22 protein-coding genes and 2 pseudogenes are annotated in these 21,502 nt (G+C 71.9%); 12 read left to right on the top strand and 12 right to left on the bottom strand.

The features are described 5' to 3' along the window. The 7 genes from RR49_RS01440 to RR49_RS01470 all read left to right on the top strand — a co-directional run. Positions 1-914 (top strand): substrate-binding periplasmic protein (locus RR49_RS01440; protein ID WP_211255124.1); only part of this gene is annotated, 914 nt, incomplete at its 5' end. A gap of 54 nt (positions 915-968) precedes the next feature. Continuing rightward, positions 969-1,754 (top strand): amino acid ABC transporter ATP-binding protein, encoded by a 786-nt coding sequence (locus RR49_RS01445; protein ID WP_045246079.1) that lies wholly within the window; start codon positions 969-971, stop codon positions 1,752-1,754. Between the two features lies 1 nt (position 1,755). Further along, a complete protein-coding gene (locus RR49_RS01450; RefSeq protein ID WP_048809439.1) occupies positions 1,756-2,397 on the top strand; it encodes an amino acid ABC transporter permease in 642 nt (213 codons plus the stop codon). Then, positions 2,394-3,038, top strand: a complete 645-nt coding sequence (locus tag RR49_RS01455) for an amino acid ABC transporter permease (RefSeq protein ID WP_045246081.1) — start codon at positions 2,394-2,396, stop codon at positions 3,036-3,038. Before RR49_RS01450 ends, RR49_RS01455 begins: the two co-directional genes overlap by 4 nt. Before the next feature lie 8 nt (positions 3,039-3,046). Then, entirely contained in the window at positions 3,047-3,892 is an 846-nt protein-coding gene (locus tag RR49_RS01460; RefSeq protein WP_045246083.1) for an aspartate/glutamate racemase family protein, read from the top strand. Next, a complete protein-coding gene (locus RR49_RS01465; RefSeq protein WP_045246085.1) occupies positions 3,889-5,184 on the top strand; it encodes a flavin-containing monooxygenase in 1,296 nt (431 codons plus the stop codon). The genes RR49_RS01460 and RR49_RS01465 overlap by 4 nt, the downstream gene beginning before the upstream one ends. A gap of 32 nt (positions 5,185-5,216) precedes the next feature. Beyond that, on the top strand, positions 5,217-5,693 hold the full coding sequence (locus tag RR49_RS01470; RefSeq protein WP_045246087.1) for an NUDIX hydrolase: 477 nt from the start codon (positions 5,217-5,219) through the stop codon (positions 5,691-5,693). 9 nt (positions 5,694-5,702) lie between these two features. Here the strand turns inward: RR49_RS01470 and RR49_RS01475 are convergent, their stop codons facing one another. The 4 genes from RR49_RS01475 to RR49_RS01490 are packed head-to-tail and all read right to left on the bottom strand — an operon-like array spanning position 5,703 to position 9,938. Then, on the bottom strand, positions 5,703-6,119 hold the full coding sequence (locus RR49_RS01475) for a GbsR/MarR family transcriptional regulator (RefSeq protein WP_245610929.1): 417 nt from the start codon (positions 6,117-6,119) through the stop codon (positions 5,703-5,705). A 47-nt stretch (positions 6,120-6,166) separates the two neighbouring features. Beyond that, positions 6,167-7,780, bottom strand: coding sequence for an ABC transporter permease (locus RR49_RS01480; RefSeq protein ID WP_045246091.1), 1,614 nt, complete (start codon positions 7,778-7,780; stop codon positions 6,167-6,169). After that, the gene (locus RR49_RS01485) at positions 7,777-8,691 is read right to left on the bottom strand and encodes an ABC transporter ATP-binding protein (RefSeq protein ID WP_045246093.1); all 915 of its coding nucleotides are present in this window, start codon (positions 8,689-8,691) and stop codon (positions 7,777-7,779) included. The genes RR49_RS01480 and RR49_RS01485 overlap by 4 nt, the downstream gene beginning before the upstream one ends. Positions 8,692-8,741: 50 nt before the next feature. Further along, positions 8,742-9,938, bottom strand: coding sequence for a thiolase family protein (locus tag RR49_RS01490; RefSeq protein WP_045246094.1), 1,197 nt, complete (start codon positions 9,936-9,938; stop codon positions 8,742-8,744). A 24-nt stretch (positions 9,939-9,962) separates the two neighbouring features. On the opposite strand from RR49_RS01490, the pseudogene RR49_RS15775 reads away from it, so the two are divergent. Beyond that, a pseudogene (locus RR49_RS15775) lies at positions 9,963-10,634 on the top strand (GntR family transcriptional regulator); the annotation flags it as partial. A 144-nt stretch (positions 10,635-10,778) separates the two neighbouring features. Here the strand turns inward: RR49_RS15775 and RR49_RS15780 are convergent. Further along, positions 10,779-11,399, bottom strand: a pseudogene (locus RR49_RS15780) (GntR family transcriptional regulator); the annotation flags it as partial. Between the two features lie 165 nt (positions 11,400-11,564). Here RR49_RS15780 and RR49_RS15785 point away from each other — a divergent pair. Genes RR49_RS15785 through RR49_RS01510 form a run of 4 tightly spaced genes read left to right on the top strand, consistent with a single transcriptional unit; the run spans position 11,565 to position 15,800 of the window. Further along, complete coding sequence (locus RR49_RS15785; protein ID WP_045246094.1) at positions 11,565-12,761, top strand: thiolase family protein; 1,197 nt, start codon at positions 11,565-11,567, stop codon at positions 12,759-12,761. 50 nt (positions 12,762-12,811) lie between these two features. Beyond that, complete coding sequence (locus tag RR49_RS01500) at positions 12,812-13,726, top strand: ABC transporter ATP-binding protein (RefSeq protein WP_045246093.1); 915 nt, start codon at positions 12,812-12,814, stop codon at positions 13,724-13,726. After that, on the top strand, positions 13,723-15,336 hold the full coding sequence (locus RR49_RS01505; protein WP_045246091.1) for an ABC transporter permease: 1,614 nt from the start codon (positions 13,723-13,725) through the stop codon (positions 15,334-15,336). The genes RR49_RS01500 and RR49_RS01505 overlap by 4 nt, the downstream gene beginning before the upstream one ends. Positions 15,337-15,383: 47 nt before the next feature. Then, positions 15,384-15,800 (top strand): GbsR/MarR family transcriptional regulator, encoded by a 417-nt coding sequence (locus RR49_RS01510; RefSeq protein WP_245610929.1) that lies wholly within the window; start codon positions 15,384-15,386, stop codon positions 15,798-15,800. Between the two features lie 9 nt (positions 15,801-15,809). On the opposite strand, the gene RR49_RS01515 is transcribed toward RR49_RS01510, so the two are convergent. From RR49_RS01515 to RR49_RS01545, 7 genes are all read right to left on the bottom strand, one after another. Beyond that, positions 15,810-16,286: an NUDIX hydrolase gene (locus RR49_RS01515; protein ID WP_045246087.1), complete on the bottom strand. Its 477-nt coding sequence runs from the start codon at positions 16,284-16,286 to the stop codon at positions 15,810-15,812. Between the two features lie 32 nt (positions 16,287-16,318). Next, complete coding sequence (locus RR49_RS01520; RefSeq protein ID WP_045246085.1) at positions 16,319-17,614, bottom strand: flavin-containing monooxygenase; 1,296 nt, start codon at positions 17,612-17,614, stop codon at positions 16,319-16,321. Then, positions 17,611-18,456: an aspartate/glutamate racemase family protein gene (locus RR49_RS01525; RefSeq protein ID WP_045246083.1), complete on the bottom strand. Its 846-nt coding sequence runs from the start codon at positions 18,454-18,456 to the stop codon at positions 17,611-17,613. Before RR49_RS01525 ends, RR49_RS01520 begins: the two co-directional genes overlap by 4 nt. A gap of 8 nt (positions 18,457-18,464) precedes the next feature. Beyond that, the gene (locus RR49_RS01530) at positions 18,465-19,109 is read right to left on the bottom strand and encodes an amino acid ABC transporter permease (RefSeq protein ID WP_045246081.1); all 645 of its coding nucleotides are present in this window, start codon (positions 19,107-19,109) and stop codon (positions 18,465-18,467) included. After that, entirely contained in the window at positions 19,106-19,747 is a 642-nt protein-coding gene (locus RR49_RS01535) for an amino acid ABC transporter permease (protein WP_048809439.1), read from the bottom strand. The genes RR49_RS01530 and RR49_RS01535 overlap by 4 nt, the downstream gene beginning before the upstream one ends. A 1-nt stretch (position 19,748) precedes the next feature. After that, positions 19,749-20,534 carry an amino acid ABC transporter ATP-binding protein gene (locus RR49_RS01540; RefSeq protein ID WP_045246079.1) on the bottom strand — a complete coding sequence of 262 codons (786 nt, stop codon included), beginning with the start codon at positions 20,532-20,534 and terminating at the stop codon, positions 19,749-19,751. 54 nt (positions 20,535-20,588) lie between these two features. Next, positions 20,589-21,502, bottom strand: a 914-nt coding sequence (locus RR49_RS01545) for a substrate-binding periplasmic protein (RefSeq protein WP_211255124.1), incomplete at its 5' end; no start/stop codon positions are given.

The following is a 21,502-nucleotide window of genomic DNA, read 5'->3' as shown; positions in this document are numbered from 1 at the left end:
CCCCCACCCCGCATCACCCGACCCCGAAGGAACAGCACGTCATGAACCGCCCCCAGCCCTCCGCCCGTGTCCTGCGCACGGCCGCCGCGGTCGTCGCCGCGGCCATCCTGCTCACCGGATGCGCCACCACCGCCTCGTCGAACACCCCCTCGGCGAACTGCACGCCCAAGGACGCCGGTCTCACCACCTTCACCCCCGGCACCCTGACCGTCGGCGTACCGGAGAACCCGCCGTACACGAAGCTCGACGGCACGACCGCGTCGGGTGAGGAGATCCAGATCATCGAGAAGCTGGCCGCCGCCGAGTGCCTCTCGGTCGCCTATGTGCCGATCACCTACGCCAACGGCATCGCGATGATCACGAGCCAGAAGCGCACCGACATCATCACCGGCGGCTGGTACGTCACCGCCGCCCGCGCGGCGCAGGTCGGCTTCACCACCCCGACGTACTACGACCAGATGGCGATCATCTCGAAGTCCGGCATCGACACGGTGTCGGGCCTGGAGACCATCGGCGCGGTCGGCACCGGCACGGGCTTCTCGTGGCAGGACGACGTCACCAAGATCCTCGGCGACAACCTGAAGCTCTACCCCGGCACGGCAGAGATGAAGCAGGACCTCGAAGCCGGCCGCATCCAGGCGGCGCTCGACGGCTACGCGGTCGCCGCGGCGGCCTACAAGGGCAGCGGCTTCGAGGTGAAGCCCGCGCAGGCGGACTCGCGCGTCGCCATCACGACCAACATGCCGATCATCGCCTTCCCGATCGACAAGGACAACACCGCGTTGTCCAACGCCTTCAGCGCCCTGATCGACCAGTACCGCACCGACGGCACGCTCGCCTCGATCGTCGAGGCCGACGGCCTGTCCGCCTCTCTGGTGGTGCCGGCCGACAAGGCCGCGACCGCCCTGCGTTGACATCGAGTGGGGCGCCGGCGACCCCGGTGCCCCACTCCCGAGCGAGAAGCCGACATGAACCAGAACCTCATCACCGAATCGAACGAGATCGCTCACGCGGGGGTCGTGATCGAGCATCTGTCGAAGAGCTTCGGCTCGAACCTCGTCCTCGACGACATCTCCATCACCGTCAAGCCCGGCAGCGTGACCGCCCTCATCGGCCCATCGGGCTCGGGCAAGAGCACGCTGCTGCGCTGCATCAACCTGCTCGAGACCCCGGATGGCGGCACCGTCACCGTCGGCTCCCAGGTCGTGACCGCGGGACGCCGGATCCCCGAGCGGGAGCTTCTCGCGCTGCGCCGCCAGGTCGGCATGGTGTTCCAGTCCTTCAACCTGTTCCCGCACTTCTCCGTGCTGCGCAACGTCGCCTTCCCGCAGGAGCGCATCCTCGGGCGCAGCCGGGCCGAGGCCGAAGAGCGGGCGCTGACCCTGCTCGAGCGCGTCGGTCTCAAGGACAAGGCGCACCACCACCCCGCACAGTGCTCGGGCGGTCAGCAGCAGCGCATCGCCATCGTGCGCGCGCTCGCGCTCTCCCCCCGGGTGATGCTGTTCGACGAGCCCACCAGCGCCCTCGACCCGGAGGTGGGCGTCGAGGTGCTCGCCGTGATGCGCGAGCTCGCCGACGCGGGCATGACGATGATCGTCGTCACCCACGAGATGCAGTTCGCCCGCGAGGTCTCCGACCACCTCGTCGTGATGGCCGACGGCCACATCGTCGAGGAGGGCGACCCGGCCGGCATCATGGCCGAACCGCAGGAGGAGCGCACCCGCCGGTTCCTCAACGCGGTGCTGGAGCGTTGACGTGGAGGTGATCGGAATCGTCCTGCTGGGGCTGCCGATGACGCTTCTCGTCACCGCGGCATCCTTCGCCTTCGGGGCGATCGGCGGGATCCCGCTGATGCTCGGGCTGCGCTCGCGTCACCGCGTCGTGCGGCTCGCTGTGCGCCTGGTGGTCGACGTGATCCGCGGCGTGCCGACGATCGTCTGGCTGTTCCTGCTGTACTTCGGGTTCGCGATCGGGGTGTTCCGCTTCAGCTCGCTGGGCGCCGCGATCGTCGGGCTCGGCGTCATCTCGAGCGCGTACCTGGCCGAGATGTACCGCGGCGGGTTCGCGACCCTTCCGAAGGGGCAGCTCGAAGCGGCGCAGGCGCTCGGGCTCGGCCGGCGCACGACGTTCGTACGGGTGCTCGCACCGCAGGCCCTGCGCACCGCGCTGCCGTCGGCGGCGACATACCTGATGGCCCTCATCAAGGATTCGTCGATCGCGTCGACGGTCGGCGTGATCGAGATGGTCGCCGCGGCGACCGCCTACTCACGCCAGAACCCCGGCACGGCGGGTCTCACGCCGTTCCTCGCGGCCGCGGCGGTCTACGTCGTGATCAGCGTCCCGCTCGCGATCGCGACCCGGCGCCTCGACGCCCGCCTGTCGAGGAGTCACGCATGAACCTCGCCGACTACCTCCCCCAGCTCGGCCAGGGCCTGCTCGTCAGCCTCCAGCTCACCGTGATCTCGGTGGTCGCGGGGTATGCGATAGGCCTCGCGTTCGCGCTCGGCGTCGCCTCGCGCAATCCCTGGCTGCGCTGGCCGGCTCTCGTGCTCGTCGAGGTGGGCCGCAGCATCCCCGCCCTCGTCGTGCTGTACATCGTCTACTACGGCCTGCCGTCGGTGGGCATCCTGCTCGACTCGTTCCCGGCCGCGGCCGCCGGTCTCACCTTCACCGCCGCGGCGTACTCGTCGGAGATGTTCCGTGCGGGAATCCGCTCGGTGCCCAAGGGGCAGACCGAGGCCGCCCTCGCTCTCGGGCTCTCGCGCCGGTCGGTGTTCGGCCGAGTGGTGCTGCCGCAGGGGCTGCGCTCGGCGATCCCGCCGCTCATGGGGCTCGCCATCCAGTCGTTCCAGGGAACCTCGCTCGCCTACTCGATCTCGGTCAACGAGTTGATGAGCCAGGCGTATCAGATCAGCGCGGTGACGTTCCAATACCTGCAGGTCTACGCGATCACGGGTCTGATCTACGTGATCATCGCGGTGCCGTCGACGTGGGCGTCTGTCTACGTCGAGCACCGCCTCGCCCGTGGACAGGCCTGAGGAGAGAGATGACCCACCTCACCTGGCTCGAGGCCACGCACGGCGACGAGCGGTACCGGCCCCTGTGGGAGTTCCTCGACCGACAGGTGCGTGCCCTCGTCGCGGATCGCGCCGAGGTCGCCCTGACCCATGTCGGCGTCGATGCGGGCGGCATCCGCACACCCGCCAACCGCATGATGTCGGATGCCGCGATCCTCGCGACCGCGCTCGAGATCGATGCCCGCACGCAGACCGACGCGGTCGTGATCGGATGCTGGGGTGCGCCGACCGAGATCGTGCGCTCCGGCGTCGCCCGGCCCGTGTCGAGCCTGCCCGACGGCAGCGTTCGCGCGGTCGGCTCCCTCGCCCGTCGGGCCGTGCTCATCACCGTGTCACCGACGCTGGTGCCGATCTTCGCCGACGACCTGGTGCGCCTCGGTGCCACGGGATTCCTGCCGGAGCGGCCCGTGCGTGCCTACGACCCCGAGTCGACGCTCGATGACGTCGTGGCCGCGATCGACGATCCGCGGGCGTTGATCGCGAGATTCGACGCGGTGGCGAAAGCGGCGGTCGCCGACGGCGCCGACGCGATCGTCGTCGGCTGCGGCTACCTCGCCCCGCTGTTCACCTGGCACGGCTACACGCACGTGTCGGGCCACCCCGACGTGCCCGTGCTCGACTGCAACCGCCTCGCCGTGGAGCACGTGTTCGCACTCCTCGCGCTGGAGGCGGCCGGCATCTCGCCGACCGGTCGCGGCTACCCGCGCCCGCGCGGCGCCCGGGCCGCGGCGCTCGCCGCTACCGGCGGCCGCCTGCGGGGCCCCGAGACATCCCCTGACCTCTCCACCCTCACGATCGAAGGAACACACGCATGACCCGCTACTGCGTCATCGGTGCCGGTGCCGCCGGCATGTCCGCCCTCCGCCAGCTGCGCGACGCCGGGTACGACGTCGACTGCTTCGAGAAGACCGACCGCGTCGGTGGGCACTGGAACACCGATTACGACGCCCTGCACCTGATCACGTCCCGTGACATGACCGGCTTCGAGGGCTTCCCGATGCCGAGTGACTACCCGCACTTCCCGCGGCGCACGCAGATCCGCGACTACCTCAACGCCTACGCCGACGAGGCCGAGCTGCGGGACGGCGTCACGTTCAGCGTCGAGGTCGAATCGGTCGTGCCGGTCGCGACCGACGGCCCGGTCGGGTCCGCCGGCTGGACCGTGACGCTCACGGGCGGCGAGAAGCGCGACTATGACGGGGTCGTGGTCGCGAACGGTCACCTCTGGGACCCGAAGGTGCCCGCGATCGCCGCACGCTTCACCGGCACGCAGCTGCACTCGGGTCGCTACCACAACACCGACGACATCGTCGGCGACCGCGTGCTCGTCGTCGGTGCGGGCAACTCGGGCTGCGACCTCGCAGTGGACGCCGCGCAGCACCGCATCGACGCCGACATCGTCGTGCGCGAGGGCATGTACTTCCAGCCGAAGAGCTACTTCGGGGTGCCGCGGCAGGAGGTGACGTGGATGGCGCAGTTCTCCGCCGACGAGCAGGACCTCATCGCACGCCTGCTCGCACGGGTGTCGATCGGCGAGTGGAAGGACTACCCGGGTCTGCCGGAGCCCGCCTACCGCACGCTCGCCGAGGGCCGCACGGTCGTCAACGACCTGCTGCTGTACTGGATCCACCACGGTCGTGTGCGCGTGGTCCCCGGCATCGCGGACATCGAGGGCACGTCGGTGACGTTCACCGACGGCACCTCGCGCGAGTACGAGACGATCCTGTGGGCGACGGGCTTCCACGCCTCCCTGCCGTTCCTCGACGACGCACTCGTGCCCCGCCGGTCCGGCACCCCGCTGCGCTTCGCCGCGGGCATCGTGCCGCAGGGGCTCGAGAAGCTGTACTACGTCGGACTCTCCGCTCCGCGGGGGCCGCAGCTTCCGGTCTACGGCGTGCAGTCGAAGGTCGTGCTGCGCATCATCGGGCTGCACGAGGCATCCGCCGAAGGCTTCGCGCCCGTCGCCGACTACCTCGGCCGCTTGCAGGAGGCCGACGACCGCATCGACATCGTGCGCGCCGTCTGGAACGACCAGCTCGCCGACACCCATCGTCTGCTCGACGCGCTCGTCGCCGCGCGCGAGGAGGCCGCGTCTCCGGCGGCATGACCGTGCCGGGGTGCGGGGTCTAGCCTGACCCCGTGCCCCCTGCCGTCTCCGCCGGTCTGCTCGTGCACCGCCGCGGTGCGGCCGGGCTCGAGGTGCTCATCGCGCACATGGGCGGGCCGTTCTGGTCGCGCCGCGACGAGGGGGCGTGGTCGCTTCCGAAGGGCGAGTTCGATCCCGACGCCGAGACGCCGGCGGATGCCGCGGTCCGCGAGTTCCGCGAGGAACTGGGCGTCGACCCGCCCGCGGGCGATCGCGTGCTGCTGGGGGAGTTCCGGTACGGCAGCGGCAAGCGCGTGACGGTGTTCGCCGTCGCCGCGGGGGAGTGGGAGGCATCCGATCTCGTCTTCGGCGAGTTCGAGATGGAGTGGCCGCCGCGCTCGGGGCGCGTCGCGCGCTTCCCCGAGGTCGACCGGATCGCGTGGGCGGCACCGGCCGACGCGGAGCGCCTGCTCGTCGCCGGTCAGCGTCCCGCGCTCGCCGCACTGCGCGCCCGTCTGGGCGGCGCCTGACGAACCGCGCTACGCGCCGCCGCGCGCCCGCCATTCGTCGATGAGCGCGGGCATGCGCTCGGCGAGGAAGCGGAAGAACTCCGCGAGATCGCGTGCCCGGGCGACCGCGTCGGCGTCGGTGTCGTCCTGGGCGTCGCCGATCTCGTCGATCGCGGTCGCGAGGCGCGCGTACACGGGCGCGTTGAGGGCGACGGAGCTGTAGAAGCCGTCCTGCACGATCTCGTAGCGATCGCGGCGGTCGCCGGGAACAGAGCGTCGGTGCACGAAACGCAGTGTCACCAGGTAGCGCACCGCCCCCGACACCGCCGCGGGGCTCACTCCGAGGCGGTCGGCGAGCTCGGCCGCCGTGTACCCCGTGGCCGGGGCCGCGACGAGCGCCATCATCACGCGGGCCGGCATCCGTGCCATGCCAGCCGCGGTCATCATGGCCGCGGCTTGCTCGGCGGGCTCAAGGGCGCGATGGGCGGGGAGCGTCATCCGTCACCGGCCAGTTCGCGGCGCCGCATGAGGGCCAGGGATGCCGCACCTCCGATGAGGACCGCGGCCACCAGCCACCACAGCCCTTGCACGTCGGTTCCCGAGCCGGTGACGGTGGGCGCCGCGGCGATCGGTGCAAGGTGCACGATCCAGTCGGGCAGCCGGTAGAGCGGGCCGAAGAGGCCGACGACCGTGGCCAGCCCGACGAGCGTCCAGCCGACGGCGAGTGTCGCCCGGGGCAGCACCGTGAGCACGAGCGCCGTGACCACGATGAACACCAGCGCGGCGACGAACTGCCCGGCGCCGACGACCACCGCGTCACCGAACAGCGACCAGTCGGGCGCGCTCTGTCCGGCCAGGCCCGCCGCCGCCCCGACGATCGCGCCGCCGACGGTCGCCGCCGCGCCGATCGTGGCGATCGCGACGTAGTCGGCCAGCCAGCGCACCCGCCCGACCGGTGTCGCGAGCAGAGCCTCGACCGTGCCATGCGCCTCCTCCTGGCGGGCGCGCCCGACGATCTGCACGCCGCAGCAGGCGGCGAGCACACCCACGAGCGTGAAGAAGATGACGATCGCGCCGACCGCGAGCGAGCCGCCCTGCGTCAGCGCGGCGAGCAGTTGCTCGACGGACGGCAGCTGGGTCGCCGCCTGCGACAGCACCGACGACAGGCTCGTCGCGAGTAGCCCCGACACGAAGCCCCCGATCGCCCAGCCGAGGATCGCCGGCCACGTGAGCGCCCATACGAGCCCGGTCGAGCTCGACAGTGCCGCGCCGGCCGTCGCGCGCGCCCGCCGTTCGGGCAGCAGGCTCTCGCCGAGGTCGCGCACCGACTGCAGGGCGACGGATGCCGCGGCCAGCCCGGCCGCGACGAGTGCGCAGAGCGCGACCGGCCACAGGTTGTCGTCGGCCCAGGGTCGCGCGTTCTCGATCCACCCGTACGGCGAGAACCAGGCGAGCGGGGCGCTCTGGATGCGCTGGAGGTCGGCGGAGGGTGTGCCGAGCGCGTTGCCGATCCCCGCGACGAGGTAGGCGACGAGCATCACCCACACGCCGAACGCGTTGGCGCTGCGGCCCGACGCGAAGACCTGCGCGCCGATCAGTCCGACCCCGTAGGCGAAGAACCCGAGCGCTCCGCTGCCGAGACCGGCGACGAGGCTGCCCGTGGCGGGCAGCCCGCACGCGAGGAACGCGACGGCGACGAGCATGGCGAGCAGCGCGTTGGCGATGAGGCCGTGCACGATCGTCGCGACGAGCGGGGCGACGCGTCCGGCGGGGGTCGCGGCCACGAGCTCGGTGCGGCCGGCGTCCTCGTCGGCGCGGGTGTGGCGCACGGCCATGAATGAGCTCATGAACGCGGCCATCATCGCGAGGAACGGGAGGATCAGGAACCCCGTGAATGCGCCGAGGTCCGCGCTCGACGGCAGCCCGCGGAACAGCATGATGACGGGGTTCGCGGCCGCGGTGGCGAGCAGGTTCACGCGGTCCGTCTCGGTGCCGTACGACCCGTTCACGGCGGAGACCGTGAACGCCGCGAGCATGGCGGTGCCGCCGATCCAGATGACGAACTGCCAGAGGTCGCGCCGCAGCCGCTGGCGCAGCAGGGTGATCATCGCACGGACCCGGCAGTGAGGTCGTCGCCGTAGTGCCGCAGGAAGAGCTCCTCGAGCGAGGGCGGCTCGATGCGCAGGCCCGTCACCTGACGGGTCGCGAGCTCGGGCAGCACGGATGCCACGGCGTCGCTGTCGACGGTGAACCGCACCCGACCGTCGGCGACGCTCATGTCGTGGGCCTCGGCGATGCCGTCGGCGGTCGCGCCTGACGCGTCGAACGACACCTCGGTGCGGGTCAGGTGCCGGAGGTCCGCGAGCGTGCCGGCCTCCACGACCTTCCCGGCGCGGATGATGCTGACCCGGTCGCACAGCTGCTCGACCTCGGAGAGGATGTGGCTCGAGAGCAGCACGGTGGCGCCGGCATCCTTCACCCGGGTCACCTCGCGTCGGAACACGACCTCCATGAGCGGGTCGAGACCGCTCGTCGGCTCGTCGAGGATGTAGAGCTCGGCGGGCACGCTGAAGGCCGCGATGAGCGCCACCTTCTGCCGGTTCCCCTTCGAGTACGCGCGGCCCTTCTTGCGCGGGTCGAACGCGAACACGTGCTCGAGGCGCTCGCGCTCGGTGCGGTAGGCGGCCGAGCGGGTGTCGGCGCCGCGCAGGCGGGCGAGCACGTCGATCGACTCGCCGCCGGAGAGGTTCGGCCACACGTTCACGTCGCCCGGCACATACGCGAGTCGCCGGTGCAGTGCCACCGCGTCGCGCCACGGGTCGCGGCCGAAGACCGCGGCGGTGCCGCCGCTCGCGCGGGCGAGCCCCAGGAGGATGCGGATGGTGGTCGACTTGCCGGCCCCGTTGGGTCCGAGGAAGCCGTGGATGTCGCCGGCGCCGACCGCAAGGTCGAGGCCGTCGAGGGCGTTCTGGCGCCCGTAGCGCTTCACGAGTCCGGTGGTGCGGATGACATCGCTCATGGCGCTGAAGCTACGCCGATTTCACAAAACTGTGAAGAGTGCGGACCGTGTCAATCCAGTCGCTCGATGACCGTCGCATTCGCCATGCCCGCGCCCTCGCACATCGTCTGCAGGCCGAACCGGCCGCCCGTCGCCTCCAGCTCGCCGACGAGGGTCGTGAGCAACCGCGTGCCCGAGGAGCCGAGGGCGTGTCCCAGGGCGATCGCGCCGCCCCGCGGGTTGAGGCGCGCGGGGTCGGCGCCGGTCTCGGCGAGCCAGGCGAGCGGCACGGACGCGAACGCCTCGTTGACCTCGAACGCGTCGATGTCGTCGATCGACAGACCCGTGCGCTGCAGCACCTTCGCGGTCGCCGGGATCGGTCCCGTCAGCATCATGATCGGGTCGTCGCCGACGACCGAGAAGCCGACGAAGCGGGCGCGGGGTCGCAGCCCCAGGCGCTCTGCGGCCTCGCGCGACATGATGAGCGCGGCCGAGGCGCCGTCGGTGAGCGGCGACGAGTTGCCCGCGGTCACCCGCCAGCCGATCTGCGGGAACCGCGCCGCGATCGCCTCGTCGACGAACGACGCCGGCAGACCCGCGAGCCCGCCGGCGGTGGTCGCCGGCCGCACGGTCTCGTCGGTGCGGTGCACGACGGGGGAGCCCGTGGCATCCGTCACCGTCACCGGCACGATCTCGTCGTCGAACAGACCGGATGCCGCGGCCGCCGCGGCGCGCGCGTGGGAGAGCGCGGCGAAGTCGTCGAGCTGCGCACGCGAGAGGTTCCACTGCGCCGCGATGAGCTCGGCCGAGATGCCCTGGTGCACGAGGCCGTCGGGGTAGCGCTCCCGCAGGCGCGGTCCGAGCACGTCGCGGCCGATCGCGGAGGTGCCGAGCGGGAGGCGGCTCATCGACTCGACGCCGCAGGCGATCACGATGTCCTGGCTGCCGGAGATGATCGCCTGCGCTGCGAACGTCGCCGCCTGCTGGCTCGACCCGCACTGGCGGTCGATCGTGGTGCCGGGCACGTGCTCGGGGAAACCCGCCGCGAGCAGGGCGTTGCGGGTGACGTTGGAGGACTGCTCGCCGACCTGCGCGACGCAGCCGCCGATCACGTCGTCGACGAGGGCCGGGTCGATGCCGGTGCGGTCGACGAGCGCGGTGAGCACGGTCGCGAGCAGGTCGACGGGGTGCGCGCCCGAGAGCGCTCCGCCGGGCTTTCCGCGACCCGATCCCGTGCGCACGACGTCGACGATGACGGCTTCGGCCATGGGAGCTCCTTCGCGGCAGGGCGGATGCCGCCAGCCTACGCCCGGGCGGCGCCGGCGGCTCGGGTCCCCTGCGTATACGCAGAGCGCGACATACTCGAACCTGCTGGCCGGACTCAAGGGCTGAATGTATACACTAACGATAGCCAGCGACGAGGGAGGAGCGGCATGCGCGCCAGCGATCACGCCTACACGACCCTCCTCGACGAGATCCAGTCCGGAGCCCTCGCCCCCGGCACGGTGCTCGCCGAGCCCGCCCAGTCCGCCCGCCTCGGGGTGAGCCGCACTCCGCTGCGCGCGGCGCTCGCGCGCCTCGCCGCCGACGGCCTCGTCGCGCAGGCCTCGCCGCGCGTGACCGTCGTCACGGGGGTGGATGCCGCCGACATCTGTGCGCTCTTCGAGATCCGCCGAGCGCTGGAGGAGACCCAGGCGCGCCTCGCCGCCGAGCGCGCCGACGCGGCCGTGTTCGCGGCGTTCGCCGCCGACTTCGACCACGCCCGCCTCGAGGGCGACGAGGGGCGGGACGCCTACTACGCGCTCATCGCCCGGTTCGACGCCGCGCTCGACGCCGCCGTCGGCAACGACTACCTGGTGGCGGCCCTGCGCACCGTGCGCACCCACCTCGTGCGCGTGCGCCGGCTCGCCCGCGACAAGCCCGAACGCCTCGCCGCCTCGGTCGCCGAGCACCGCGTCATCGCCGATGCGATCGCCCGGCGCGACGCCGACCTCGCCGCCCACGCCACGCACGTGCACCTGCACAACGCGCTCACCAGCATCCTCGCCTCGCTCGCCGCCGACAGCGCATCCGCCGACGGATGCGTCGGCGGATGCGCTGTCGGCGGCGAGCGAGGCGAGGATGCTGGTGAGCGCGTTGTGCAGGTGCACGTGCGTGGCGTGGGCGGCGAGGTCGGCGTCGCGCCGGGCGATCGCATCGGCGATGACGCGGTGCTCGGCGACCGAGGCGGCGAGGCGTTCGGGCTTGTCGCGGGCGAGCCGGCGCACGCGCACGAGGTGGGTGCGCACGGTGCGCAGGGCCGCCACCAGGTAGTCGTTGCCGACGGCGGCGTCGAGCGCGGCGTCGAACCGGGCGATGAGCGCGTAGTAGGCGTCCCGCCCCTCGTCGCCCTCGAGGCGGGCGTGGTCGAAGTCGGCGGCGAACGCCGCGAACACGGCCGCGTCGGCGCGCTCGGCGGCGAGGCGCGCCTGGGTCTCCTCCAGCGCTCGGCGGATCTCGAAGAGCGCACAGATGTCGGCGGCATCCACCCCCGTGACGACGGTCACGCGCGGCGAGGCCTGCGCGACGAGGCCGTCGGCGGCGAGGCGCGCGAGCGCCGCGCGCAGCGGAGTGCGGCTCACCCCGAGGCGGGCGGACTGGGCGGGCTCGGCGAGCACCGTGCCGGGGGCGAGGGCTCCGGACTGGATCTCGTCGAGGAGGGTCGTGTAGGCGTGATCGCTGGCGCGCATGCCGCTCCTCCCTCGTCGCTGGCTATCGTTAGTGTATACATTCAGCCCTTGAGTCCGGCCAGCAGGTTCGAGTATGTCGCGCTCTGCGTATACGCAGGGGACCCGAGCCGCCGGCGCCGCCCGGGCGTAGGCTGGCGGCATCCGCCCTGCCGCGAAGGAGCTCCCATGGCCGAAGCCGTCATCGTCGACGTCGTGCGCACGGGATCGGGTCGCGGAAAGCCCGGCGGAGCGCTCTCGGGCGCGCACCCCGTCGACCTGCTCGCGACCGTGCTCACCGCGCTCGTCGACCGCACCGGCATCGACCCGGCCCTCGTCGACGACGTGATCGGCGGCTGCGTCGCGCAGGTCGGCGAGCAGTCCTCCAACGTCACCCGCAACGCCCTGCTCGCGGCGGGTTTCCCCGAGCACGTGCCCGGCACCACGATCGACCGCCAGTGCGGGTCGAGCCAGCAGGCGGCGACGTTCGCAGCGCAGGCGATCATCTCCGGCAGCCAGGACATCGTGATCGCCTGCGGCGTCGAGTCGATGAGCCGCCTCCCGCTCGGCACCTCCGCGATCGGCCGCGACGTGCTCGGACCGCGCCTGCGGGAGCGCTACCCCGACGGCCTCGTGCACCAGGGCATCTCGGCCGAGCTCATCGCGGCGCAGTGGAACCTCTCGCGTGCGCAGCTCGACGACTTCGCCGCGCTCTCCCACGCGCGCGCCGCGGCGGCCGCGGCATCCGGTCTGTTCGACGACGAGATCGTGCCGGTGACGGTGACGGATGCCACGGGCTCCCCCGTCGTGCACCGCACCGACGAGACCGTGCGGCCGGCGACCACCGCCGGCGGGCTCGCGGGTCTGCCGGCGTCGTTCGTCGACGAGGCGATCGCGGCGCGGTTCCCGCAGATCGGCTGGCGGGTGACCGCGGGCAACTCGTCGCCGCTCACCGACGGCGCCTCGGCCGCGCTCATCATGTCGCGCGAGGCCGCAGAGCGCCTGGGGCTGCGACCCCGCGCCCGCTTCGTCGGCTTCTCGGTCGTCGGCGACGACCCGATCATGATGCTGACGGGACCGATCCCGGCGACCGCGAAGGTGCTGCAGCGCACGGGTCTGTCGATCGACGACATCGACGCGTTCGAGGTCAACGAGGCGTTCGCGTCCGTGCCGCTCGCCTGGCTCGCCGAGACCGGCGCCGACCCCGCGCGCCTCAACCCGCGGGGCGGCGCGATCGCCCTGGGACACGCCCTCGGCTCCTCGGGCACGCGGTTGCTCACGACCCTCGTCGGCGAGCTGGAGGCGACGGGCGGCCGGTTCGGCCTGCAGACGATGTGCGAGGGCGCGGGCATGGCGAATGCGACGGTCATCGAGCGACTGGATTGACACGGTCCGCACTCTTCACAGTTTTGTGAAATCGGCGTAGCTTCAGCGCCATGAGCGATGTCATCCGCACCACCGGACTCGTGAAGCGCTACGGGCGCCAGAACGCCCTCGACGGCCTCGACCTTGCGGTCGGCGCCGGCGACATCCACGGCTTCCTCGGACCCAACGGGGCCGGCAAGTCGACCACCATCCGCATCCTCCTGGGGCTCGCCCGCGCGAGCGGCGGCACCGCCGCGGTCTTCGGCCGCGACCCGTGGCGCGACGCGGTGGCACTGCACCGGCGACTCGCGTATGTGCCGGGCGACGTGAACGTGTGGCCGAACCTCTCCGGCGGCGAGTCGATCGACGTGCTCGCCCGCCTGCGCGGCGCCGACACCCGCTCGGCCGCCTACCGCACCGAGCGCGAGCGCCTCGAGCACGTGTTCGCGTTCGACCCGCGCAAGAAGGGCCGCGCGTACTCGAAGGGGAACCGGCAGAAGGTGGCGCTCATCGCGGCCTTCAGCGTGCCCGCCGAGCTCTACATCCTCGACGAGCCGACGAGCGGTCTCGACCCGCTCATGGAGGTCGTGTTCCGACGCGAGGTGACCCGGGTGAAGGATGCCGGCGCCACCGTGCTGCTCTCGAGCCACATCCTCTCCGAGGTCGAGCAGCTGTGCGACCGGGTCAGCATCATCCGCGCCGGGAAGGTCGTGGAGGCCGGCACGCTCGCGGACCTCCGGCACCTGACCCGCACCGAGGTGTCGTTCGACGCGTCAGGCGCGACCGCCGACGGCATCGCCGAGGCCCACGACATGAGCGTCGCCGACGGTCGGGTGCGGTTCACCGTCGACAGCGACGCCGTGGCATCCGTGCTGCCCGAGCTCGCGACCCGTCAGGTGACGGGCCTGCGCATCGAGCCGCCCTCGCTCGAGGAGCTCTTCCTGCGGCACTACGGCGACGACCTCACTGCCGGGTCCGTGCGATGATCACCCTGCTGCGCCAGCGGCTGCGGCGCGACCTCTGGCAGTTCGTCATCTGGATCGGCGGCACCGCCATGCTCGCGGCGTTCACGGTCTCCGCCGTGAACGGGTCGTACGGCACCGAGACGGACCGCGTGAACCTGCTCGCCACCGCGGCCGCGAACCCCGTCATCATGCTGTTCCGCGGGCTGCCGTCGAGCGCGGACCTCGGCGCATTCACGGGGTTCCTGATCCTCCCGTTCCTCGCGATGATGGCCGCGTTCATGAGCTCATTCATGGCCGTGCGCCACACCCGCGCCGACGAGGACGCCGGCCGCACCGAGCTCGTGGCCGCGACCCCCGCCGGACGCGTCGCCCCGCTCGTCGCGACGATCGTGCACGGCCTCATCGCCAACGCGCTGCTCGCCATGCTCGTCGCCGTCGCGTTCCTCGCGTGCGGGCTGCCCGCCACGGGCAGCCTCGTCGCCGGTCTCGGCAGCGGAGCGCTCGGGTTCTTCGCCTACGGGGTCGGACTGATCGGCGCGCAGGTCTTCGCGTCGGGCCGCAGCGCCAACGCGTTCGGCGTGTGGGTGATGCTCGTCGCCTACCTCGTCGCGGGGATCGGCAACGCGCTCGGCACACCCTCCGCCGACCTCCAGCGCATCCAGAGCGCCCCGCTCGCCTGGTTCTCGCCGTACGGGTGGATCGAGAACGCGCGACCCTGGGCCGACGACAACCTGTGGCCGGTCGCGCTCTGCGCACTCGTCGCGGCCGGGCTGGCCGCGGCATCCGTCGCCCTGCAGTCGGTGCGCGACCTCGGCGAGAGCCTGCTGCCCGAACGGCGGGCGCGCGCGACGGCCGGCGCGGCACTGTCGAGCTCGACCGGGCTCGTATGGGCGCTCACGTGGCCGGCGATCCTCGGCTGGGCGATCGGGGGCTTCGTGTCGGGGCTACTCGCGACGAGCCTGTCGTCGGTGCTGTCGCAGGCGGCGACCCAGCTGCCGTCCGTCGAGCAACTGCTCGCCGCGCTGACGCAGGGCGGCTCGCTCGCGGTCGGCGCGATCGTCATCTTCTTCACGCTCGTGGGTGTGCTCGCCGCCTGCTGCGGCGTGCAGATCGTCGGGCGCGCCCGCCAGGAGGAGGCGCATGGCACGGTCGAGGCTCTGCTCGCGACACCGGTCGGGCGGGTGCGCTGGCTGGCCGACTACGTCGCGATCGCCACGATCGGCGCGGCGGCGACCGTCGGCGGCGCGATCGTCGGGGCGGCGGCGGGCCTGGCCGGACAGAGCGCGCCCGACTGGTCGCTGTTCGGTGACGCGGTGGTCGTCGGCGCCGGGCAGTTCGTCGCCGCGCTGGTGTTCATCGTGGTCACGGCGCTCGTGCTCACGGTGCTGCCCCGGGCGACACTCGCCGTCGGCTGGACGCTCGTCGGGCTGGCCACGGTCGTCGGCCTCTTCGGCCCGCTCTACCGGCTGCCCGACTGGATCGTGCACCTTGCACCGATCGCCGCGGCGCCCACCGTCACCGGCTCGGGAACCGACGTGCAAGGGCTGTGGTGGCTGGTGGCCGCGGTCCTCATCGGAGGTGCGGCATCCCTGGCCCTCATGCGGCGCCGCGAACTGGCCGGTGACGGATGACGCTCCCCGCCCATCGCGCCCTTGAGCCCGCCGAGCAAGCCGCGGCCATGATGACCGCGGCTGGCATGGCACGGATGCCGGCCCGCGTGATGATGGCGCTCGTCGCGGCCCCGGCCACGGGGTACACGGCGGCCGAGCTCGCCGACCGCCTCGGAGTGAGCCCCGCGGCGGTGTCGGGGGCGGTGCGCTACCTGGTGACACTGCGTTTCGTGCACCGACGCTCTGTTCCCGGCGACCGCCGCGATCGCTACGAGATCGTGCAGGACGGCTTCTACAGCTCCGTCGCCCTCAACGCGCCCGTGTACGCGCGCCTCGCGACCGCGATCGACGAGATCGGCGACGCCCAGGACGACACCGACGCCGACGCGGTCGCCCGGGCACGCGATCTCGCGGAGTTCTTCCGCTTCCTCGCCGAGCGCATGCCCGCGCTCATCGACGAATGGCGGGCGCGCGGCGGCGCGTAGCGCGGTTCGTCAGGCGCCGCCCAGACGGGCGCGCAGTGCGGCGAGCGCGGGACGCTGACCGGCGACGAGCAGGCGCTCCGCGTCGGCCGGTGCCGCCCACGCGATCCGGTCGACCTCGGGGAAGCGCGCGACGCGCCCCGAGCGCGGCGGCCACTCCATCTCGAACTCGCCGAAGACGAGATCGGATGCCTCCCACTCCCCCGCGGCGACGGCGAACACCGTCACGCGCTTGCCGCTGCCGTACCGGAACTCCCCCAGCAGCACGCGATCGCCCGCGGGCGGGTCGACGCCCAGTTCCTCGCGGAACTCGCGGACCGCGGCATCCGCCGGCGTCTCGGCGTCGGGATCGAACTCGCCCTTCGGAAGCGACCACGCCCCCTCGTCGCGGCGCGACCAGAACGGCCCGCCCATGTGCGCGATGAGCACCTCGAGCCCGGCCGCACCGCGGCGGTGCACGAGCAGACCGGCGGAGACGGCAGGGGGCACGGGGTCAGGCTAGACCCCGCACCCCGGCACGGTCATGCCGCCGGAGACGCGGCCTCCTCGCGCGCGGCGACGAGCGCGTCGAGCAGACGATGGGTGTCGGCGAGCTGGTCGTTCCAGACGGCGCGCACGATGTCGATGCGGTCGTCGGCCTCCTGCAAGCGGCCGAGGTAGTCGGCGACGGGCGCGAAGCCTTCGGCGGATGCCTCGTGCAGCCCGATGATGCGCAGCACGACCTTCGACTGCACGCCGTAGACCGGAAGCTGCGGCCCCCGCGGAGCGGAGAGTCCGACGTAGTACAGCTTCTCGAGCCCCTGCGGCACGATGCCCGCGGCGAAGCGCAGCGGGGTGCCGGACCGGCGGGGCACGAGTGCGTCGTCGAGGAACGGCAGGGAGGCGTGGAAGCCCGTCGCCCACAGGATCGTCTCGTACTCGCGCGAGGTGCCGTCGGTGAACGTCACCGACGTGCCCTCGATGTCCGCGATGCCGGGGACCACGCGCACACGACCGTGGTGGATCCAGTACAGCAGCAGGTCGTTGACGACCGTGCGGCCCTCGGCGAGCGTGCGGTAGGCGGGCTCCGGCAGACCCGGGTAGTCCTTCCACTCGCCGATCGACACCCGTGCGAGCAGGCGTGCGATGAGGTCCTGCTCGTCGGCGGAGAACTGCGCCATCCACGTCACCTCCTGCCGCGGCACCCCGAAGTAGCTCTTCGGCTGGAAGTACATGCCCTCGCGCACGACGATGTCGGCGTCGATGCGGTGCTGCGCGGCGTCCACTGCGAGGTCGCAGCCCGAGTTGCCCGCACCGACGACGAGCACGCGGTCGCCGACGATGTCGTCGGTGTTGTGGTAGCGACCCGAGTGCAGCTGCGTGCCGGTGAAGCGTGCGGCGATCGCGGGCACCTTCGGGTCCCAGAGGTGACCGTTCGCGACCACGACCCCGTCATAGTCGCGCTTCTCGCCGCCCGTGAGCGTCACGGTCCAGCCGGCGGACCCGACCGGGCCGTCGGTCGCGACCGGCACGACCGATTCGACCTCGACGCTGAACGTGACGCCGTCCCGCAGCTCGGCCTCGTCGGCGTAGGCGTTGAGGTAGTCGCGGATCTGCGTGCGCCGCGGGAAGTGCGGGTAGTCACTCGGCATCGGGAAGCCCTCGAAGCCGGTCATGTCACGGGACGTGATCAGGTGCAGGGCGTCGTAATCGGTGTTCCAGTGCCCACCGACGCGGTCGGTCTTCTCGAAGCAGTCGACGTCGTACCCGGCGTCGCGCAGCTGGCGGAGGGCGGACATGCCGGCGGCACCGGCACCGATGACGCAGTAGCGGGTCATGCGTGTGTTCCTTCGATCGTGAGGGTGGAGAGGTCAGGGGATGTCTCGGGGCCCCGCAGGCGGCCGCCGGTAGCGGCGAGCGCCGCGGCCCGGGCGCCGCGCGGGCGCGGGTAGCCGCGACCGGTCGGCGAGATGCCGGCCGCCTCCAGCGCGAGGAGTGCGAACACGTGCTCCACGGCGAGGCGGTTGCAGTCGAGCACGGGCACGTCGGGGTGGCCCGACACGTGCGTGTAGCCGTGCCAGGTGAACAGCGGGGCGAGGTAGCCGCAGCCGACGACGATCGCGTCGGCGCCGTCGGCGACCGCCGCTTTCGCCACCGCGTCGAATCTCGCGATCAACGCCCGCGGATCGTCGATCGCGGCCACGACGTCATCGAGCGTCGACTCGGGGTCGTAGGCACGCACGGGCCGCTCCGGCAGGAATCCCGTGGCACCGAGGCGCACCAGGTCGTCGGCGAAGATCGGCACCAGCGTCGGTGACACGGTGATGAGCACGGCCCGACGGGCGAGGGAGCCGACCGCGCGAACGCTGCCGTCGGGCAGGCTCGACACGGGCCGGGCGACGCCGGAGCGCACGATCTCGGTCGGCGCACCCCAGCATCCGATCACGACCGCGTCGGTCTGCGTGCGGGCATCGATCTCGAGCGCGGTCGCGAGGATCGCGGCATCCGACATCATGCGGTTGGCGGGTGTGCGGATGCCGCCCGCATCGACGCCGACATGGGTCAGGGCGACCTCGGCGCGATCCGCGACGAGGGCACGCACCTGTCGGTCGAGGAACTCCCACAGGGGCCGGTACCGCTCGTCGCCGTGCGTGGCCTCGAGCCAGGTGAGGTGGGTCATCTCTCTCCTCAGGCCTGTCCACGGGCGAGGCGGTGCTCGACGTAGACAGACGCCCACGTCGACGGCACCGCGATGATCACGTAGATCAGACCCGTGATCGCGTAGACCTGCAGGTATTGGAACGTCACCGCGCTGATCTGATACGCCTGGCTCATCAACTCGTTGACCGAGATCGAGTAGGCGAGCGAGGTTCCCTGGAACGACTGGATGGCGAGCCCCATGAGCGGCGGGATCGCCGAGCGCAGCCCCTGCGGCAGCACCACTCGGCCGAACACCGACCGGCGCGAGAGCCCGAGAGCGAGGGCGGCCTCGGTCTGCCCCTTGGGCACCGAGCGGATTCCCGCACGGAACATCTCCGACGAGTACGCCGCGGCGGTGAAGGTGAGACCGGCGGCCGCGGCCGGGAACGAGTCGAGCAGGATGCCCACCGACGGCAGGCCGTAGTAGACGATGTACAGCACGACGAGGGCGGGGATGCTGCGGCCCACCTCGACGAGCACGAGAGCCGGCCAGCGCAGCCAGGGATTGCGCGAGGCGACGCCGAGCGCGAACGCGAGGCCTATCGCATACCCCGCGACCACCGAGATCACGGTGAGCTGGAGGCTGACGAGCAGGCCCTGGCCGAGCTGGGGGAGGTAGTCGGCGAGGTTCATGCGTGACTCCTCGACAGGCGGGCGTCGAGGCGCCGGGTCGCGATCGCGAGCGGGACGCTGATCACGACGTAGACCGCCGCGGCCGCGAGGAACGGCGTGAGACCCGCCGTGCCGGGGTTCTGGCGTGAGTAGGCGGTCGCCGCGGCGACCATCTCGATCACGCCGACCGTCGACGCGATCGACGAATCCTTGATGAGGGCCATCAGGTATGTCGCCGCCGACGGCAGCGCGGTGCGCAGGGCCTGCGGTGCGAGCACCCGTACGAACGTCGTGCGCCGGCCGAGCCCGAGCGCCTGCGCCGCTTCGAGCTGCCCCTTCGGAAGGGTCGCGAACCCGCCGCGGTACATCTCGGCCAGGTACGCGCTCGAGATGACGCCGAGCCCGACGATCGCGGCGCCCAGCGAGCTGAAGCGGAACACCCCGATCGCGAACCCGAAGTACAGCAGGAACAGCCAGACGATCGTCGGCACGCCGCGGATCACGTCGACCACCAGGCGCACAGCGAGCCGCACGACGCGGTGACGCGAGCGCAGCCCGAGCATCAGCGGGATCCCGCCGATCGCCCCGAAGGCGAAGGATGCCGCGGTGACGAGAAGCGTCATCGGCAGCCCCAGCAGGACGATTCCGATCACCTCCACGTCAACGCTCCAGCACCGCGTTGAGGAACCGGCGGGTGCGCTCCTCCTGCGGTTCGGCCATGATGCCGGCCGGGTCGCCCTCCTCGACGATGTGGCCGTCGGCCATCACGACGAGGTGGTCGGAGACCTCGCGGGCGAACTGCATCTCGTGGGTGACGACGATCATCGTCATGCCCGCGTCGGCGAGCTCGCGCATCACGGCGAGCACCTCGACGCCCACCTCCGGGTCGAGGGCGCTGGTGGGCTCGTCGAACAGCATCACCCGGGGGGAGAGCGCGAGCGCGCGCACGATGGCGATGCGCTGCTGCTGACCGCCCGAGCACTGTGCGGGGTGGTGGTGCGCCTTGTCCTTGAGACCGACGCGCTCGAGCAGGGTCAGCGCCCGCTCTTCGGCCTCGGCCCGGCTGCGCCCGAGGATGCGCTCCTGCGGGAAGGCGACGTTGCGCAGCACGGAGAAGTGCGGGAACAGGTTGAAGGACTGGAACACCATGCCGACCTGGCGGCGCAGCGCGAGAAGCTCCCGCTCGGGGATCCGGCGTCCCGCGGTCACGACCTGGGAGCCGACGGTGACGGTGCCGCCATCCGGGGTCTCGAGCAGGTTGATGCAGCGCAGCAGCGTGCTCTTGCCCGAGCCCGATGGGCCGATGAGGGCGGTCACGCTGCCGGGCTTGACGGTGATGGAGATGTCGTCGAGGACGAGGTTCGAGCCGAAGCTCTTCGACAGATGCTCGATCACGACCCCCGCGTGAGCGATCTCGTTCGATTCGGTGATGAGGTTCTGGTTCATGTCGGCTTCTCGCTCGGGAGTGGGGCACCGGGGTCGCCGGCGCCCCACTCGATGTCAACGCAGGGCGGTCGCGGCCTTGTCGGCCGGCACCACCAGAGAGGCGGACAGGCCGTCGGCCTCGACGATCGAGGCGAGCGTGCCGTCGGTGCGGTACTGGTCGATCAGGGCGCTGAAGGCGTTGGACAACGCGGTGTTGTCCTTGTCGATCGGGAAGGCGATGATCGGCATGTTGGTCGTGATGGCGACGCGCGAGTCCGCCTGCGCGGGCTTCACCTCGAAGCCGCTGCCCTTGTAGGCCGCCGCGGCGACCGCGTAGCCGTCGAGCGCCGCCTGGATGCGGCCGGCTTCGAGGTCCTGCTTCATCTCTGCCGTGCCGGGGTAGAGCTTCAGGTTGTCGCCGAGGATCTTGGTGACGTCGTCCTGCCACGAGAAGCCCGTGCCGGTGCCGACCGCGCCGATGGTCTCCAGGCCCGACACCGTGTCGATGCCGGACTTCGAGATGATCGCCATCTGGTCGTAGTACGTCGGGGTGGTGAAGCCGACCTGCGCCGCGCGGGCGGCGGTGACGTACCAGCCGCCGGTGATGATGTCGGTGCGCTTCTGGCTCGTGATCATCGCGATGCCGTTGGCGTAGGTGATCGGCACATAGGCGACCGAGAGGCACTCGGCGGCGGCCAGCTTCTCGATGATCTGGATCTCCTCACCCGACGCGGTCGTGCCGTCGAGCTTCGTGTACGGCGGGTTCTCCGGTACGCCGACGGTCAGGGTGCCGGGGGTGAAGGTGGTGAGACCGGCGTCCTTGGGCGTGCAGTTCGCCGAGGGGGTGTTCGACGAGGCGGTGGTGGCGCATCCGGTGAGCAGGATGGCCGCGGCGACGACCGCGGCGGCCGTGCGCAGGACACGGGCGGAGGGCTGGGGGCGGTTCATGACGTGCTGTTCCTTCGGGGTCGGGTGATGCGGGGTGGGGG

Origin of the sequence: Microbacterium ginsengisoli, assembly GCF_000956535.1 — a bacterium.
Lineage (GTDB): Bacteria > Actinomycetota > Actinomycetes > Actinomycetales > Microbacteriaceae > Microbacterium > Microbacterium ginsengisoli.
Note: the sequence above shows the minus strand (reverse complement) of the source record. Positions and strands in the feature narration are given on the sequence as shown.